Here is an 18,123-nt window from a genome sequence, read left to right as displayed (position 1 = left end):
TTTGAGCTATATTTTGCGATTCCCGCAGATGATAAATTCAAGATGCAGGAAAAAGATAAACAGGAGGAGGCAGTTGAATGAAATCACGCATTTGGAGGGGTATACCGTTATTTCTTGTCAGCATCCTTATAGGTACGCTGCTTGTGTCATGCAGCAGCGGCGGCGGTAACAACCAGACGGCCGCGAATAATGAAGAATCGCAGCAGAGCTCAGACACAGGCGGGAAGACGGCGGAAAAAAAGACAGACATCAACATCTGGACATGGGATGTCTCGGACAGCCGCAAGAAGCTGTATGAGGAATTTACCAAGCTGAATCCGCAGTACAATATTGTGCTGACCTCGGTTCTGGCCAAGGATATGGCGCAAAAGCTGCAAACTGCGCTTGCCTCGGGAGCCGATCTGCCCGATATCGCCTGGCTTGAACAGACGTTCCGCGGCAAGCTGCTGTCGCTGGACATATGGGAGGATCTCTCCAAGGAGCCTTACAGTCTCGACACCTCCCAGCTGCTGGACTACCTGATTCCCCTGGAAACGACAGATTCCGGCGTATATGTCGGGCCAGAGGCTCCTTCCGTAGCCGGCATGGCGTACAAGCGGGCTTTGGCCAAGGAATACTTCGGCACTGATGATCCTGCGGAGCTGGAGAAAATTTTTACCGATTGGGATGTATTTATCGAAAAGGGCAAGGAAGTTAAACAGAAATCAAATGGAAGCGTATTCATGTTTGCCAGTCTGGGCGATGCCTATGCGTTCCTGAAGGGCCAATCGAGCACGCCGTTCATCCAGGGCGATACGCTTAACTTCGATCAGGGCGTCAAGCCGATTCTGCAGAAGCTTGTGGAAATGAAGCAGGCGGGAATCGTCGATACGCTGGATGTTTCATCGCCGGCCGAAGGCACGTCATATACGGACGAGATTCATATCTTCTACCCGTGCGCCAACTGGTCCGTCGACTTCACGATCAAGGCCAATGACAAGGACGGGATTGGCCGCTGGGGCTTCATGATCCCGCCGGGCGGCCCTTTCCCTTTCGGCGGAACAGTTCAGGGGGTTCCGGCGAAGGCCAAGAACAAGGTGGGTGCAGCGGAACTGATCAAGTTCTTCTTCATGACCGAGAAGGGCTCGGAAATTATGCGTGACCAGAAAGGGAATTTCTCCCCATACAAGCCTGTCTATGATATTCCGAATTTTTATTCCCATAAGGATGAGCATTTTGCAGGGCAGGATGTCATGGCCGTGTTCGATACGGATATTTTTCCCAAAATCAAATCGGTGCGTCTGCCGAGCAAATATGATCAGGATATCGATGATGCGATGAATGTTGCGATGCAGACGATCAACGCGTCCGAGGGCGGCAGTGTGTCCGTCGACGAGCTGGTCCAGAAAATGCAGGACGACATCATGACCAAACAGCCGGACATCAAGGCATAGTTCCGTTGAAGAAGCGGGGTTCGGGTTAACGCCCAGCCCCCTTCATACACAGTCAGATGTTTTAACTCCATTCGGTAGAGGGTGAAGGATTTGCAATGGAATGGAAGAAAGCTGGTTCCCTATTTTCTCATTACTCCGTATTTTCTGCTGTATGCGCTGTTTAGTCTCTTCCCGATTGTGTACTCGCTTGTTCTCAGCTTTACAAGCTGGGACGGGATTTCCGCCAAGACGTTTGTCGGGTTAAAGAATTATATCCGTATCTTCACGGACGATCCGCTGTTCTATAAATCCATTTTCAACACGCTGCTGATCGTCGTGGTCACCATTCCGGTGGAGATTGTGCTGGGGCTGGCGCTTGCGGTATTCCTCAAGGATTTCTTCAGCAGATCCCGGACGACGTTCCAGTTAATCAATTTTTTCCCGTATATTACGACGCCCGTCGCGATCGGGATTATCTTCCAGATCATGTTCGACTGGAAGACCGGCACGGTGAACATTCTTCTGGAGAAGATCGGAGTGGACTCCGTCAACTGGCTCGGCACCTCCACGCCTGCGAGAATAGTGGTCATGATAATTGTAGGCTGGGTCGGATACGGCTATAAAATGGTGCTGTTTCTCTCGGGCTTGTCGACGATTCCCGAGGAGCTCTATGAATCGGCCAAAATCGACGGCGCGAAATGGATCAACTCCTTCTACTCTATTACGCTTCCGATGCTGAAGCCGATCATGCTGTTCGTAGTCATTACGAGCATTATTAACGGGTTCAAGCTGTTCGATGAGCCCCAGCTTCTGTTCCAGTCGGCCTCACAGCCGATCGGCGGTCCCGATCATGCCGCAATGACCGTCGTGATGCGCTATTACGAAGTGGCGTTCAAGGATTTTCAATTCGGCTACGGCTCGGCGATTGCCTACAGCCTGTTTATCATCATTTCGATTTTTTCCTTTTTGACCTTGAAGATTATGAACCGCGGGGAGGAGACCTGACACTTGAGTATATCAATCGCAAAATGGCCGGTGTATTTCTTTGTGGCGGTCTTGTCCCTGCTTGCCCTGATTCCTTTCTATATGATGATTGTAATGGGCACCTATGTCAGCGAGGATCTGTACACGGGTCTAAAGCTGCTGCCGGGCAATTATTTTATCGAGAATTTCAAATCGATTATGGAGCAGAATTTTTTCAAATTTTATCTGAACAGCATCTATGTCTCGGTGCTGAACACGGTCGGAGCCGTGCTGATCAGCGCCCTGACGGGCTTTGCTTTTGCCAAATACAATTTCAAGGCGAAGAAGTCGCTTTATTATTTTATTCTGGGCACGCTGATGATCCCTTCGCAGCTTGGACTGATCGGTTTCGTGGTGGAGATGCGGACGCTCGGACTTGCCAATACGCTGTATCCGCTCATTATCGGCGGCCTGGCCAACGCTTTCGGCGTTTTCTGGATGACGCAGTATATCGCAAGCTCCGTTCCCAATGAAATTATTGAGAGCGGTAGGCTGGACGGCTGCAGCGACCTCGGTATTTTCGCCAGGATTGTGCTGCCCGTCATACGGCCGGCCATGATTACGCTTTTCCTGCTGTTCTTCTTATGGTCCTGGAACAATTATCTGACGCCGCTGGTTCTCATCAACAAGGAATCGTTATATACGATACCGCTTGCCATATCCACATTGGGGAGCGAATACCGGACGGATTATTCCGCCAGAATTCTGGCTCTTGCCATTGCGACGCTGCCGATTCTCGTCATATTCGGCTTCGGGTCCAAGCATCTTATCCGGGGACTTGTAGGCGGGAGCATCAAGGGATAGATAAGGAGTGCGATGATGAAACAGATTGTGGAGCTGAACGGGGACTGGGAGCTTAAGAGCTTCGAGCCGTTCGCTAAAATAAACGCCGATGACAAGGAATGGGAGACGGCGGAGAACTGGATCAAGACTTCTGTGCCGGCGCAGGTACATGAGATATTGCTGCGGGAAGGCATTATCGAGGACCCTGCGCTGTGGGGGAAAACCGAAGCATGCCTGTGGGTGGCCGAGCAGGACTGGATTTATCAATGTGAATTCGCCTGCGGAGAGCCTGCTGTATCCGGGGGAAAAGCCTTTCTGCATTTCAAAGGTCTGGATACGCTGGCGGATATTTATTTGAACGGAAAGCATCTGGCCAGCCATAACGATATGTATCTGCCGCTCAGGGTGGATGTGACCGGCCGGCTGGAGCCGAATAACACCTTGATGATCCATTTTCACTCCGTGCATGAATATATCAAGCATCTGGAGCTGCCGGAGGAATGGATCGGCAAAATCAGACCGAGCCGGTTATTGCGGAAAAACGAGCATGATTTCACCATGTATCTGGGCGCCAAGCCTTATCTTACCCGCGTGGGCATTTACGATAAGGTACTGCTGGAAGTGATAGACGAGGCGGAAATTATCGGGACGGATCTTCGGGTCAGGCTGCTGGACGGCTACGGACAAGGGACGATCAAGGTAACAGCCGATGGTTGGGGCAGCGTGGGAGAATGCGGGCTGAAGGTTGAAGTCCGAGATCCGGACCGGCGCCTTGTTGCGCAGTACAGCGGCAGGGCAGACCGCAATCATAAAGGCCGATGGGGGCATTCCTGCGAATTGACCATCGACAGCCCCCGGTTATGGTGGCCGCGCGGCTACGGAGGGCAGCCGCTGTATGAGGTTGCCGTGGAGGTGCTGGTAAACGGCGAGGTCAGGGACCGTGAAGTGAAACAGATCGGATTCAGGGATGTTGTCATGGCGAAGCCGCTGGACTTTGTCATCAACGGGCGGCCCGTCAAATTATGGGGAGCCTTGTCTGCTCCGATTCAGGGCATTACGCATTGCTGGGACAATGAGAAATCCAATCTGCTGCTGGATATGCTGGAGAACTGCAATATGAACGCGCAGCGGGTATGGGGCGGATGCGACCGGTACGACGACGCGTTCTACCGGGAAGCGGACAAGAGGGGCATCCTCGTCTGGCAGGAATTTTTTCATGATTACGGCATGTTTCCCGATACGCCGGATTACCGCGAATTATGCAGGAAGGAAGCCGAATATCAGGTCAAGCGGCTGAAGCACCACCCTTCCATCCTGCTGTGGTGCGGCGGGAACGAATGCTTCATGGGAGCGGAATTCGAGCTGCCCGGCGAGTCTTATATTGGCGGCGAAATATTTCTCGAGGATTACAGAAACGTCTGCGGGACACTCGATCCGGACCGGTATTATCATATCAATTCGCCTTCGGGAGGCAGCTATTCCAATGATCCTCTGGAGGGGGACACGCACAGCTATACCAATACCTGGTATGTGCCTGGAGCCGATTATCCGGTCTTCATCGCGGAGGAAATCCGGACGTCACCGCCAGCGGTGAAGAGCTTCGTCCGGTATATGGGAGGAGAGAGAGCGTGGCCCGCAGGGTACTCGGGAATGATCACCAGGAAGGACCAATACCCCTGGCCGGATACGTGGACGGAGCGCACGACTACATTCGGGTGGAGAAAAATCCCGCCGATCGAACAGTTCTACGATTCGGATGATCTCGAATCGGCGGTCTATAAATTCGGAGCGGCCCATGGACTCTACTTGAGGAAAATTATTGAGAACAACCGCAGAGGAAAACCGTCCGCAAGTCCGGGGGGCGAGCGGATTACCAAAGGGCATTTCGTCTGCAGATGGAATGATCCCTGGCCGGTCATCTACGGCTCGATGATCGACTATTATTTTGAACCCTATATTCCCTATTATGCTGTCAAAAGAGCGTACGAACCAGTTCTGCTCTCCTTTGACGCGAGCAATTTCATTCATCTATGGGTAGTCAATGACAGCCCGGAGGATGTGGAGGGAACCTTGTTTATCAGGCTGTTCAACCCTTCCGCCAACGCTTTTGCAGGTGAGATGACGAGGAAGGCTCTCGTCGCTCCGGGTGAATCGAAGCTCATTGCCGATCTGAAAGAGTTCAACCAGTTTTCGAGAGAGTATATCCTCTACGCCTGCCTCGTAGACGGCACAGGCAAAGTCATAGCCAGAACGAATGATTTCGTGGATATTGAAAAACATTTGAAATTTCCCGAAGCCAGGCTTAACATGGAAATAAACGGAAATGAGTTGATGGTGACTACGGACCGGTTCGCCAGAAGCATTGAGCTTGGCGGCAGCGAGGAGGGGGATGAGTTTGGCTGGCTGTTCGAGGACAATTACTTTGATCTGCTTCCGGGTGAAGAGAAACGCATCCGAATATGGGGCAGGCACACGAAGGGAATCATTTCGGCCAAACCGTATTATTCGCCGTTCGTCAGCAAGGTTTCTTTCAACCTGTAACTGTCATTCCGGCCCGGTTAAGAGAGGAGGAAACGGATGAAGATTACCGATGTTGAAGTCTGGAAATTGACCGGAGCAATCGATACCGTGTGGGCGCATGACGAACGCTCCGCAGCGCCGCTGGACAGCTATTCCGACTACGCACTGCGCAGCCAGCCGGTCAGTCTTGCGGATGGCAGGCTTCCCGTGGTCCGTCATTATGTGATCATTCATACGGACGAGGGAATTGACGGTCTATACGGGCCGATTGTGTACGAGGAGCAGGCGAATATTATCGTTAAAAGGATCAAACCGTTCCTGATCGGCCAGAATCCGCTTGATATCGAGCGGCTGTGGGATCAAATAAGAGTTGACCGGCATGGACGTTCCGGATATTTCATGATGGCGCTCAGCGCGATTGACTGCGCTCTCTGGGATTTACGCGGCAAATATTACAACGCGCCGGTTTACCGGCTGCTTGGAGGGCCGACACGCACACAGATTCCCGTATATGCCAGTACGCTTGGATTCCCGATTGAGGCCGGAGCAGCCGGGAAGCAGGCGAAGGCTTTGGCCGAGGAGGGATTCACCGCGCAAAAATGGTTTTTCCGCCACGGTCCCTCGGGCGGCAGGGAGGGCAAGGCGATCAACCTGCGGATGGCGCAGGAGATCCGGGATGCGCTTGGCGGCGGGAGCGACTTCATGCTGGATTGCTGGATGGGCTGGGATGTGCCCTATGCGCTCGATATGATGGAGCAGCTGCGCGAATTGCGGCCGCTCTGGCTGGAGGAGCCGCTGCAGCCCAATCAATTGGACGGCTACCGGGTGCTTCAGGGCCGGGGAGCGATACCGCTTGCGGCCGGCGAGCATCTGTATACGCGCAAGGAATTCAAGCCGTTCCTGGACCGGGGACTGCTGGATTACGCGCAGCCGGATCCCGACTGGACCGGAGGCATTACGGAGCTGCGCAAAATCGCCATTCTTGCGGAAACCTTTGACGTCAAGTTCATTCCCCACGGCTGTACGGTAATGGCGAACCTTCATGTCATTGCGTCGCTGCCGCCTTCCGTCTGTCCTTATCTGGAATATTTAATCCGGTATCAGCGGCAGCAGAATCACTTTCATATCAATAAACTCGTACCGGTTGACGGTTTTCTGCCGCTGCCCGATCAGCCGGGTCTCGGAATTGAGCTGGACGAGAGCGCGATCCTGAGCAAAATGGTTTACAGTTAATAATACTAGAAGTCTGATGATTAACAGGTGGAGAAGGCGGAAGACGTTTCCGCATGTGCAGCCAGATTATCACCAGACTTCTGCAGGAGGCCAAGAATGAAAATAACAAGCATCGAGACCTTTACGACCCGCCAGCTGTCGATCGTCCGCGTCACCTCGGAGGACGGATTGCAAGGCTACGGTCAGATTGCTCCCTATCATGCCAATATATCGGCGCTCGTACTCCACCAGCAGGTCGCGCTACGCGCATTGGGCGCAGACTCGAATGAGCCGGGAGCGCTAGCCGAGCTTATTATCCGGGAAGAGCATAAATTTCCCGGCTCATATATTTGCCGGGCGGTGGGCGGATTGGATACGGCATTATGGGATTTGAAGGGGAAGCGTGCCGGAAAGAGCGTATGCGAGCTTCTGGGCGGACAGCCGCGTAGACTGGATATTTACGGCTCCAGCATGAAGCGCAATATATCGCCGGCGGACGAAGCGGAACGGATCAAGCGGCTGCAGGAAACGAGCGGAATCCGTGCCTTTAAAATCCGCATCGCCAATAATTTCGGCAATGATGTGGACGTCTATCCCGGCCGTTCGGAGCAGGTTGTTCGTGCGGTAAGGGAGGCTGTCGGTGACGACACGCTGCTGTTTGTCGATGCGAACAGCGGCTTGACGCCGGGCAAAGCGATCGAGACGGGCCGTATGCTGGAGCAGTATGGAGTGTCCCACTTCGAGGAGCCTTGTCCCTATACGGAGCTGGAATGGACGAAGCAGGTAGCGGATGCGCTTGATATACCGGTTACCGGTGGCGAGCAGGATACGGACCTGGCCCAGTTCCGGCGGATGATCGCGATGCGGGCGGTTGATATCGTCCAGCCGGATATCTGTTATGTCGGCGGCTTGAGCCGTGCCCTTGAAGCGGCGAAGATGGCGGAGTCGGCCGGGATGGTCTGCATGCCGCATGCCGCCAACCTGTCCATGGTCACGATATTCACGCTGCATATGGCCTCAGCAATCCCGAATGCCGGTGCCTTCATGGAGTATACCATCGAACAGGATGAATGGACGAAAGGTCTGCTTGCGACGCCCCTGGAGGTGGTCGGAGGTCAAGTGCAGGTTCCGGAAGGCCCGGGCTGGGGAGTAACGATCCAGCAGGAATGGCTGGATCGGGGAGACTATCAGATCAGCCGATAAAGAAGATTAACGCCTGCCTGAAGATATTCTTCGGGCGGGCGTTTTTTTGAGATAGAAGAAAGTATAACGGTGGCCTATACTCTGCTTCTATTTCACCGGAATGAAACGAGCCCCGCCTGCATGAGGACGGCGACAGCCGTTTCACCTTGAAATATAGGAAAGTATATCATTTCGCCATACTTTCTCTATATTTCACCGGAATGAAACGAGCCACCGCCATGAGGACGGCAACAGCCGTTTCACCTTGTGCGCCCATATCAAGAAACAAACCGCTTTTCCCCACAGCAGCTGCTCAAAGACCCCCTACAAGGACGAACCCCGGCTTTATTTACCTGCAATAAATATCGTATAATGAAAGCGCTATATAATGGGTATGAGGATGGATGCCGTGTTCAATTTATATATAAAGTCCAAAGTGTCTCAACGTTATGTCTTCTCGTATCTGATTATTTTTTTCGTCCCGTTTATCGTCATGATCCTGTTTATTTACCATCAAACCGACGAAACATGGAATAATGAAATTGAAGAGGCCAACAGGAATAAATTGCTGCAGGCCAGTGAGCTGACCTATGATCGGATAAAGGAAATGAACCAAATTGCCGCCCGAATTACGTATGACTCGGATCTGACGCCCTACATGGTCAGTCATCCGTACAGCAGCCGGGAAGCGATCAAGAAATTGGGTATTTATAAGTCTTCAACCGCCATTATCGATGAAATTTTTCTATTTTACCGAGATTCGCAGAATATGTACTCAGACCGCGGCTATTACTCTGTCGACACGCTGCTGAAGCGGATACTGGGGGCAAACGATATAGAGAAGGAACGTTTTTTAAATCTGATCAAAGGGCTCAAAACGCCGACTGTACTTCCTGCGGACTATTTCGGATCAGTGGATAATAAGAGGAAGGGTACGATGCTGTTTCTATGCCCCATCCCGCCGCATGAGACGAATAAGCACGGGACCGTCATCTATTTTGTCCAGGACGATGTGTTTCAGAACATGATGCACAGTGCCCTGGGCGACTTCGAAGGCCATGTTTATATTCTGAACGACAACAACGATATAATAACTTCTCAGAACCATGGCGGGGAGCTCCAATTCAAAGACTTGGAATCCGTCGATTTGTCGGCAGAAGGCATCTCCCAGGCAACTATTCATCATACGAAATATTCAGTGGTCACGGTCCGCTCGGCGGAGACCGGCTGGACGTTCGTCATGGCGATGCCGACCGCACAATTCTTCAATAAGGCGTTCCATCTTCCCATGCTCTTGCTGTTCATTGCTGCGTGGCTGATTCTTGCAGGATTGGCCCTGGCCCTGTTCTTCGCAGCGCATCAATACCGGCCGGTTAATCGTATGCAGGAACGGATGTCCGTTCAGGAGCCTTACGTCCGGGATCAATGTTTGTTAAAGCTGCTGGGCGGGAGTTGGGAGGATCCGGACAATATTCGCGAGGTTTGCGCCATGTCCGGCATTGTTTTTCCATACCCTAATTTTTTCGTAGTTTATGTCTCTTTTGACGATTTGTTCTCGCATGAAGCGAAGGTCCGGAGTACGCTGCTAAAGAAACTGGAAGGCTGGCATTTGCAGGATGCGATTGGCTTTGGTGTGGAGCTTATTCATGATCATGCCATTGCGGTCTTGATAAATTGCTTGAATGACAAGTCCATGGAAAATGCGGTTCGCGACCTGGAACAGCAAAAGGCAGATTCGGGCCGAGGCGCGACGATGGGGGTCGGGGGAATATACGATGACATCACCCGCGTACATAATTCATACATCGAGGCCTCGGCGGCGACGGATTACAAGTTTGCCAGCGGAACCGATACCGTCGTTTATTTCAAGCCGTCAGGAGCCCGGACAGGGACGAGCGGCTGGTATCAGTCCGATATTCATCTCAAGCTTACGCAAAGCTTAAAAAAGGGCAATAAACAGGCGGCTGCGGAAACACTCGGCATAATGCTGAATCAGCTCAAGACGTTCCGCGTGCCGGTCTATTTGCTTCGCTGCTATTGCTTCGATGTCATCAATATTGTCTTCCGGGCGGCGGCAAGCATGGAATATGCGGATGCAGCGCTGGAAGAGAAGATCGTCAATTTTACCTCTATTGAAGATTTGGAGACTCTGCTGTACCAATTCAATGAAGGAATCTGCCGGCAAGCGGCCCAGAATAAGGAGATGGAGAGGCTGCTGTTAAGCGAACAGGTCATGCTCTATATCCAAAAGCATTTCAGGGAGAGCGATTTCAGTCTCGAGGGAACGGCAGCCCACTTCAAATTGTCCGAATCTTATCTCAGCCGGTTTATTAAAGAGAAAGCGGATATTACGTTCATGCAGTACTTGTGGGAGCTTCGGTTAAACGCGGTCAAGAGGGAGCTTGAACATACCGTCAAGCCAATCAGAACCATCGTTCAGGAGGTTGGTTACCTCGACACGCCAAATTTCATCCGCAAATTCAAAAAGACGGAGGGATTGACGCCGGGCGAATACCGCAAGCGAAGAGCAGACATGCTTTGAAACAGGAGAGCACTTTCCATGGCGGATGTGCTCTTTTTTATCATTTCAAACGCGTTGTCATTTGGCGAATCGGTCCATTTGAAGTTCAAAAACTACATATCACTTATCAAGCTATGCGTCTGTTGCCGCCAAGTATTCGGCTTTGCGCATTGTCATTTGCAAAAATGACATGTTTACGGAGATGCTGAGTCAGACATACACTGAAAGCGCATCCAAAAACCGGTATTTCTGGGCATGCACATCATCTTGCAAGGGGAGGAGATCTATTTGTTCAAAGCGGAGGAAGCCCTGGATCAAACCAGGAGAGGCATGGATAGAAAGCCGCAATCAGCGACAGGTATGGTTCTGAGAAACCTGAGTAAAACCTGGCAGCTGTATATACTGCTTCTTCCCTCTTTGCTCTACTTTTTCATTCTGCATTATATTCCGCTTTATGGCGTGCAGATTGCTTTCAAGGAATACATTGCCACCAGAGGGATATGGGGCAGTCCATGGGTCGGCTTCGATCACTTTCAGCGATTCTTTAACTCCTACTACTTCAAGGACCTCATTCGGAACACGCTTGTACTCAATGTGTATGGATTGCTGCTGTTCCCATTGCCGATTATACTGGCGCTTTCATTTAACGAGGTCAAGCATGCAGCGTTCAAGAAATGGGCGCAGACGATTACTTATGCTCCCCATTTTATATCGACGGTTGTAATGGCAGGCATGATTATTGCCTTTCTCGACCCCGAGACTGGCTTGATCAACAATATCATAAAAGCGTTCGGAGGCGATTCGACTCCCTTCCTGATTATTCCGCACTGGTTCAAGCACATCTTCGTATGGTCGGGTCAATGGCAAGGTCTTGGATGGGGAGCGATCATTTACTTGGCGGCACTGGCAGGCGTGAATCCCGATCTGCACGATGCCGCGTCTGTCGATGGGGCTTCAAGAATGCGCCGGATATGGCATATCAACATTCCTGCCATTATGCCGACGATCATTATTCTGTTTATATTGACAATGGGCAGCTTCATGTCAATCGGCTTCGAGAAGGTATTGCTGCTTCAGAATGCCTTGAATATGTCGTCATCCGACGTCATTCAGACCTTCGTGTACCGCAGCGGTCTGCTGCAATCGCAGTACAGCTTCTCTGCGGCAGTAGGGCTGTTCGATTCGCTTATTAATGTCGTCCTGCTGGTCACAGCCAACCAGATTGCCCGAAAAACAACGGAAAACAGCTTATGGTAAAGGGAGGGGAACGTTAATCATGAACCGGAGTCTGTCCGACCGAACATTTGATACGATCAATAATGGACTGCTGCTGATTGTCATCGGGATTATTCTTTTTCCCCTCCTGTTCGTCTTGTCTGCATCCATTAGCGATCCTATGCTTGTGAACAGCGGGAAGGTGTGGATTTGGCCGCGCGGCATAACCTTCGAAGGCTACCAGCGCATCCTGCATAACAACGAAATATGGATGGGGTACCTGTACAGCATTGTATACACGGTTCTTGGAACATTGCTGCACCTGGCCGTGCTGCTGCCATGCGCCTATGCGCTGTCGAGAAAAGAATTGATGGGTAAAAAGCTGATACTGTGGTACTTTCTCTTGACCATGATGATCGGTGGAGGACTGATTCCGACGTATTTGCTGGTCAAGCAATTAGGCATGCTTAACACGGTATGGGCAATGGTCATTCCCGGCGTGGTGGGGGCGTGGGACATTCTTGTGGCAAAGACATTCTTTCAGCAAAATGTGCCTGATCCGCTCGTTGAGGCGGCCAAGGTGGACGGAGCATCCTACTTCTATATTTTTCTGCGTATCGCACTGCCCCTCTCCCTGCCCATAATTGCGGTCATGTCGCTCTTCCATGGGGTCGGCTTGTGGAATCAGTATTTCAATGCGCTGATCTATTTGAACGATGACAGTATGTATCCGCTGCAAATGGTGCTGCGCAAGATTCTCGTCGCTCAGGAGATGAGTTCCGAGAATATGTCGGGCAGTGCCATTCAGGCGGAAGCCATGGCTTCGCAAGCCCGTATCGCATCTATCTTAAAATATGGCGTCATCATCGTGTCCACACTGCCGCTGCTTATTGCCTATCCTTTCTTGCAGCGCTTCTTTCTGAAGGGCGTTCTGGTCGGTTCTATTAAAGAATGATAATAATCAGTTAAAGGAGATTTGAACAAGGATGAGGAAAAAATGGCTAACTATCTGTTTGTCATCTATAATGGCCGGATCCATGCTGCTGAGCGCATGCTCGAACGGCGGGGGCAATGAATCCGGGGCTGCGCTTGAAAACCGGGAACCAGGCGATAATTTCAACGAAACAGGATTCCCCATTGTAAAGGAGCCGATTAAAGTATCCATGATGGGCGCCAGGCACGCGCTTGTTGGCGAATGGAAGAATCTGCAGTTTTTCAAAGAAATGCAGGAAAAAACCAACATTCAATTTGAATTCAACACGCCTCCGCAGGCGGATTATGACGAGAAGAAGAATCTGTCCTTCGCCAGCGGTGAAATTCCAGACGTCTTCTTCGGAGGTCAGTTAACCCCGGATGATGAATTTACGTACGGCAAGCAGGGAGTTCTCATTCCATTGGAAGGTCTGGTCGAAAAATTTGCGCCGAATATTCAAAAAATGTTCGACGAGCATCCCGAAATTAAGAAATCGGTCACAACGCCGGACGGTCATATATACGCACTGCCATCTGTTAACATGGCCTCCATAGCCAAATTGCCGGCCACGTGGATCAACGGGAATTGGCTGAAAAAACTGGGTATATCAGAGCTTCCCCATACAACGGATGAACTGTATGAGCTGCTGACCGCGTTTAAAGACAAGGACCCTAACGGCAACGGCAAGCCGGATGAAATCCCCCTTACTTCGATTAATCTGGGTGATGTCCGCAACATCCTGCTGCCTGCCTTCGGAATTGTTGGAAGAGCGCATATCGTAAAGGATGGCAAAGTCATCTATGGGGCCGTACAACCTGAATATAAAGAGTACGTGACGTTTATGAATAAACTGTGGAAAGAGAAGCTGCTGGATCCCGGGACGTTCTCTCAGACGGTCGAACAGAAATCTGCCAAGGGAAATGCGGGGCAAATCGGCATGTTCACAGACTCGCTCCCTTATCTTACTTTGGGCGGAGACGCTGAGAGCTCCACCATACATCCGATTCTTCCGGCTCTTACCAGTTCTGCCGATCGTAAGCCGATGATTACCCAGTGGTCTGGAATGACAAGAGGAACGTTCGCCATTACGAACAAGAGCAAAGATCCGGAAGCGATGATCCGATGGGTCGATTACTTGTACAGCTCAGAAGGGGAAATATTGGTCCACTACGGCAAAGAAGGCGATCTGTGGGAATGGGCTGATCCGGAGAAAAAGCTGCGCAAATACAGGAACCCGCCCGAAGGTATGAACCTTGAAGAATACCGCGGCGGCAGCATTACACCTGCAGTCGGCGTGGCGGTTCCTATGTTCACTCCCAATGAGGTAGAAGCCAACTGGAAAGATACCATGCATCAATACCGAATTAAAGAGGTAGACGAGAAGCTGGCGCCGTATGGAGAGCCCGTCTTCCCCGAAATCTATCTGCTGCCGGAAGAGAGGCAGCAAATTCAGGGCATTGAAACCGACCTCAATACGTACCTGGAGAGCATGGAAGCCAAGCTGGTGGCAGGAGAAGCTCCCCTGGAGAATTGGGATGCCTTCCAGAAGACGATTGAGGATATGCGAGTAGACAAGCTGCTCGAAGTGTATCAGACTGCCTATGACCGCTGGGCCGGAACGAACTAATAGAATAGAGCCGGCGGACAGCGCCGGACAGCGCCGGACAGGTCCACGAAGAAACGTCATAACCTATCCAAATTCGCAAGCCTGCTGCGCATATACCTTGGACCGGCTCCAGTAAAGGAACCGGTCCGAGGTTTACTTTTTATGATCGGAAAAACACAGGAAGACACCCTGGGAAGGAGTAGCTAACAGGCTTACAAGGGAACTATTTTAATTGACAGCCGGAGTAAAATGAATTATTCTATTTTTGACTGAACAGATCAATCTAAAAACAGGATCGGAAACCCTCCTTCTCGTTTATTAAGGGACTATCTTGGAGGGGAATTTTTTTTAACTCATTATTGACTGAATTAATCAATCAAAAAAAGGAGAGATTCACATGAACAGCACACAAAGGCAGGGAAAAGCGATTGTTATCGGAGGCAGCATGGCCGGTTTATTGGCAGGGAGGGTCTTGGCGGATTATTACGAAGAGGTGCTCATCATCGACAAGGATGAATTCCCCGGGCAGCAGCCCGAGGACCGTCTTGGCGTTCCGCATGGTTTTCATCCCCACCGGTTCACGAACCGCGGCAAGGAGATTACCGAGAAGCTTTTTCCTGGCTATGAGGAAGAATTGGTGGCGCTCGGTTCCCCGTCTTCACTGAATAAGACCGCACATATGATGAGTCAATACGGCACGGTATCCAACCCTTACCCGCGCAACGATATCAAGTTCAGCCGGGCGGCGCTGGAGTGGGTCATCCGCGGTCGCGTAAAGCAAATTCCACAGATAAGGCTGCTTCCGAAGCATGATGTGCTGCAGCTCGTGACGACTTCGGACCGGACTGCCGTTACAGGGGTTCAAATCAAGGAACGCGGAGCGTCCGGCCGGGAGAGTGAGCTTGCGGCGGATCTTGTGGTGGACGCCAGCGGCCGCGCCTCGAAGCTTACGCAATGGCTGACCGATCTGGGTTACGAGGTGCGTCAAGAAGACAAGATGAAAGCCGCAATCGGATACAGCACACGGCGTTACAGTGTGCCTGCCCATATGGCCCATCTGCCCGAGGAATGGGATGTTATTAATATTATGGGCCAGCCGGCAAACGGAACGTTCACAGGCGTCTTCTCCTTTATCGAGAATCAGGTGGCCGAAATGGTGCTTTATCGCCCGGGAGGACAATACCCGCCAACGAATGCGGATGAATTCGAACAGGCTGTTGCCCAGCTTCCCAGCCCGATAATTGCGGAGATCCTGAAGGAGCTTGAACCGGTCACTCCGCCCCGCGGCTTTCGCGTACCGGAATTGTACCGCCGTCACTATGAGCTGATGGAAAGTTGGCCTGCGGGATTGCTGGTGCTGGGCGATGCAATCTGCATCTATGATCCTATCTTTGGTCAAGGCATCACGGTGGCGGCGATCGAAGCGGATATGCTGAGTGCCTGCTTGCAGGAGCAAAGGAGAAATCCTCAATCCGGCTTCGAGCAGAGCGTGCTGCGGAAAATGCAGGATGAGGCGATTACGCCTGCCTGGTGGCTCAACTGCGCGGCGGATTTGCAGTGGGAAGGCGTCGAATACGAAGCGGGGGGCGAGCCGCTCAAGGGGATTGCTTTTGCCCGGAGGTTCATGGATTTGATGCTGAAGGAGGGGACGGGAAATCATAATTTCCAATTATTCGGCATGTACTGGGCAGTGAATACACTATCGGTGCCGCTGCGCGAGCTGTTTAATCCGCAAATGGTCACAATGGCTCTTGAAACATCCGACGAGGGCCGCCAGCTGCTTGCGGAGCTGCTGGAGGAGCATGGGCTGCCGCTTGCGGAAGCACTGGAAGAGATTATGCCTTGTTAAATGGACGCTTTATCCAGTATCCAAGGAGAGGCACTTTGAGGTCAAGATGATCTACGATTACGAACGAATGATACAGTAAGAGAGAGGCTTATTTACAGCAATAAAGATTAGGGGGGCCTTACGGTCGGCTCCCCTGTTTGTTATACAGCCATACGGGACTGCTGAAGAAGCAGCAACCGAGAAACTAGTATTTTGGGCCTGGTACAGCCGCAATTGTAGACTTTCCTGCACGGGCTGCGCCTCTATTATCTTCAGCGGCAAAACGCTCAATAACATCTAACGGCAGGTGATCCGTTATCAGCCGGCCGTAGTGTACCATCTGGATAATGCCCTTCTCATCGATAAGGAATTCGGCCGGAATACGGTGAAAATTGGCGCCTTCCTCCGGAGTCAAAGCGAAGCCAGCCGCCGCTGCCTCCTTGACGAACGTCTCTGTATTCGGATCTGCTATCGTCGCCTGCGTCTTCTCTTCGGATACCTCAACAGCATACAGGTCATAAAGCTTCGCTTCAGGATCGGCGATTATCGGAAATGGCGCTTCCTGTTGGCCGACATGGCGGGTGATGCTGGTCTCGGGCGACTCGAACACCGCGATGATTTCGAGCCCCTGCCGGTTCCACTGGTCATAGCTGCGGATGTAGTGCCGCACCCGCAGATTGCACATGGCGCAGGCTGCGTTGCGGAAGAACGCAAGCAGCACCCTGCGGCCGCGCAGGCTGGACAATTGCAGTGGCGGGGCTCCGTCAACATGGGCAAATATGAAATCCGGTGCGGTCATCCCCTTGATTAATGGAATTCTCATGATAAATAGCCTCCTGGTTATATGATAGGGTAACCCTCAGTCTGAACCGACTGACTTTACCCTACCACGCGAAGCCTCAGCCTTCTGTGACCTGGTCACCAACAAGCTCCTTTAAAGCTTCCCGCTGCTGAATCGATACGCAGCCCCTTCCCGTTGTGATCCAGCCCTTCAACTGCATACGGTTCAGCTGGCGGCTGACGACTTCACGTACGGAACCAAGCTCGGCAGCCAGCTGTTTATGTGTAATATGGAGGGTTGGCTGCTCCGCTGTCAGCTTCAACAGGACTTCTGCGAGACGCGCTTCCAGCGTCTTTGACAATTTGGCCGAGAGGCTGCCACCCATTCGGATCAGTCCATCCAGAATATTGCCGAACACCGCGTTCCGAATAGGGGCATGCCTCTGAATCCAGAGCAGAAACGAGCTCTTCGTGACGAAGAGGGCCGTAACCTCGGTCTCAGCCGTCATAGCCCCGGGATATTCGCGTTCGCTCAATCCGCTCAGCACCATCATGGCGCATATATCGCCGGCAGACAGCCGGCTTGCAACGGCTTCACGGCCGTGTTCGGTTATATTCGAGATTTGTACGGTTCCTGCTAGGAGGAACACGGCATATTCAGCGGCATCCTCGCTGCGGAACAGGGTCGAATGTGCAGGAAAAACCCGGAGCACGGGCTGCGCATCGGCCCACTCCTCAGGCGAGAGCGCTTGAAAACAGGGAAAAACCTCGGACAGAGTGTGCAGCTCTGGGGAAAGTCGGGTCATGAGGATATTCTCCGATCGGACAGAATGATAGCCTTATTGTACAGGATCGGTGCGCGGAGCAGCAACCAGCAGGCTCATGGCATCGATGAGTTTGTGAAGTTTCACGCCTGTCATGTCTATGAGGGTAAGTAATTAGAATAAAATGTACTATAATGGAAGGTGAGGAAATTGGGGAAGCGCGAAGATATTTTGAATGCACTTCTCGGAGGAACAAGCCTTCATCGAGAACGATTGCCAATCGCCTGGGGAAATATCCGCTTGA

The 18,123-nt window shown here is 51.8% G+C and carries 13 protein-coding genes; 11 read left to right on the top strand and 2 right to left on the bottom strand.

The genetic code is table 11. The annotated features are described in order from the left end of the window. Nucleotides 1–77 precede the first annotated feature (77 nt). The 11 genes from AC0YOA_RS27305 (at nucleotide 78) to AC0YOA_RS27255 (ending at nucleotide 16,296) form a co-directional block, all read left to right on the top strand. Complete coding sequence (locus tag AC0YOA_RS27305; protein ID WP_210046827.1) at nucleotides 78–1,433, top strand: ABC transporter substrate-binding protein; 1,356 nt, start codon at nucleotides 78–80, stop codon at nucleotides 1,431–1,433. A 90-nt stretch (nucleotides 1,434–1,523) separates the two neighbouring features. Then, nucleotides 1,524–2,417 carry a carbohydrate ABC transporter permease gene (locus tag AC0YOA_RS27300; protein WP_475789326.1) on the top strand — a complete coding sequence of 298 codons (894 nt, stop codon included), beginning with the start codon at nucleotides 1,524–1,526 and terminating at the stop codon, nucleotides 2,415–2,417. Between the two features lie 3 nt (nucleotides 2,418–2,420). After that, nucleotides 2,421–3,239, top strand: coding sequence for a carbohydrate ABC transporter permease (locus tag AC0YOA_RS27295; RefSeq protein ID WP_475789325.1), 819 nt, complete (start codon nucleotides 2,421–2,423; stop codon nucleotides 3,237–3,239). Between the two features lie 12 nt (nucleotides 3,240–3,251). After that, a complete protein-coding gene (locus tag AC0YOA_RS27290) occupies nucleotides 3,252–5,759 on the top strand; it encodes a beta-mannosidase (protein WP_475789324.1) in 2,508 nt (835 codons plus the stop codon). Nucleotides 5,760–5,795: 36 nt separating this feature from the next. After that, a complete protein-coding gene (locus AC0YOA_RS27285) occupies nucleotides 5,796–6,971 on the top strand; it encodes an enolase C-terminal domain-like protein (RefSeq protein ID WP_475789323.1) in 1,176 nt (391 codons plus the stop codon). Nucleotides 6,972–7,067: 96 nt separating this feature from the next. Continuing rightward, the gene (locus AC0YOA_RS27280; RefSeq protein ID WP_475789322.1) at nucleotides 7,068–8,153 is read left to right on the top strand and encodes a mandelate racemase/muconate lactonizing enzyme family protein; all 1,086 of its coding nucleotides are present in this window, start codon (nucleotides 7,068–7,070) and stop codon (nucleotides 8,151–8,153) included. Between the two features lie 388 nt (nucleotides 8,154–8,541). Then, entirely contained in the window at nucleotides 8,542–10,674 is a 2,133-nt protein-coding gene (locus tag AC0YOA_RS27275; RefSeq protein ID WP_475789321.1) for a helix-turn-helix domain-containing protein, read from the top strand. 309 nt (nucleotides 10,675–10,983) lie between these two features. Then, nucleotides 10,984–11,910 (top strand): ABC transporter permease, encoded by a 927-nt coding sequence (locus AC0YOA_RS27270; protein WP_210046526.1) that lies wholly within the window; start codon nucleotides 10,984–10,986, stop codon nucleotides 11,908–11,910. 19 nt (nucleotides 11,911–11,929) lie between these two features. Continuing rightward, complete coding sequence (locus AC0YOA_RS27265) at nucleotides 11,930–12,823, top strand: carbohydrate ABC transporter permease (RefSeq protein ID WP_210046476.1); 894 nt, start codon at nucleotides 11,930–11,932, stop codon at nucleotides 12,821–12,823. A gap of 31 nt (nucleotides 12,824–12,854) precedes the next feature. Next, nucleotides 12,855–14,468 (top strand): extracellular solute-binding protein, encoded by a 1,614-nt coding sequence (locus tag AC0YOA_RS27260; RefSeq protein ID WP_475789320.1) that lies wholly within the window; start codon nucleotides 12,855–12,857, stop codon nucleotides 14,466–14,468. Between the two features lie 376 nt (nucleotides 14,469–14,844). After that, nucleotides 14,845–16,296 (top strand): FAD-dependent oxidoreductase, encoded by a 1,452-nt coding sequence (locus tag AC0YOA_RS27255; protein WP_475789319.1) that lies wholly within the window; start codon nucleotides 14,845–14,847, stop codon nucleotides 16,294–16,296. 184 nt (nucleotides 16,297–16,480) lie between these two features. On the opposite strand, the gene AC0YOA_RS27250 is transcribed toward AC0YOA_RS27255, so the two are convergent. Beyond that, nucleotides 16,481–17,098, bottom strand: a complete 618-nt coding sequence (locus AC0YOA_RS27250; protein ID WP_475789318.1) for a peroxiredoxin family protein — start codon at nucleotides 17,096–17,098, stop codon at nucleotides 16,481–16,483. Nucleotides 17,099–17,174: 76 nt separating this feature from the next. Then, nucleotides 17,175–17,861: a Crp/Fnr family transcriptional regulator gene (locus AC0YOA_RS27245; RefSeq protein WP_475789317.1), complete on the bottom strand. Its 687-nt coding sequence runs from the start codon at nucleotides 17,859–17,861 to the stop codon at nucleotides 17,175–17,177. Nucleotides 17,862–18,123: the final 262 nt, after the last annotated feature.

It is taken from the genome of Paenibacillus sp. JT22N12 (assembly GCF_056269365.1).
This window is presented reverse-complemented; position numbering and strand designations above follow the sequence as displayed.

Bases quoted from the DNA above. Each gene is read 5' to 3' on its own strand.
- AC0YOA_RS27305 (WP_210046827.1), top strand. From the start codon at position 78: ATGAAATCACGCATTTGGAGGGGTATACCGTTATTTCTTGTCAGCATC.
- AC0YOA_RS27290 (WP_475789324.1), top strand. From the start codon at position 3,252: ATGATGAAACAGATTGTGGAGCTGAACGGGGACTGGGAGCTTAAGAGC.
- AC0YOA_RS27285 (WP_475789323.1), top strand. From the start codon at position 5,796: ATGAAGATTACCGATGTTGAAGTCTGGAAATTGACCGGAGCAATCGAT.
- AC0YOA_RS27280 (WP_475789322.1), top strand. From the start codon at position 7,068: ATGAAAATAACAAGCATCGAGACCTTTACGACCCGCCAGCTGTCGATC.
- AC0YOA_RS27270 (WP_210046526.1), top strand. From the start codon at position 10,984: ATGGATAGAAAGCCGCAATCAGCGACAGGTATGGTTCTGAGAAACCTG.
- AC0YOA_RS27265 (WP_210046476.1), top strand. From the start codon at position 11,930: ATGAACCGGAGTCTGTCCGACCGAACATTTGATACGATCAATAATGGA.
- AC0YOA_RS27260 (WP_475789320.1), top strand. From the start codon at position 12,855: ATGAGGAAAAAATGGCTAACTATCTGTTTGTCATCTATAATGGCCGGA.
- AC0YOA_RS27255 (WP_475789319.1), top strand. From the start codon at position 14,845: ATGAACAGCACACAAAGGCAGGGAAAAGCGATTGTTATCGGAGGCAGC.
- AC0YOA_RS27250 (WP_475789318.1), bottom strand. From the start codon at position 17,098: ATGAGAATTCCATTAATCAAGGGGATGACCGCACCGGATTTCATATTT.
- AC0YOA_RS27245 (WP_475789317.1), bottom strand. From the start codon at position 17,861: ATGACCCGACTTTCCCCAGAGCTGCACACTCTGTCCGAGGTTTTTCCC.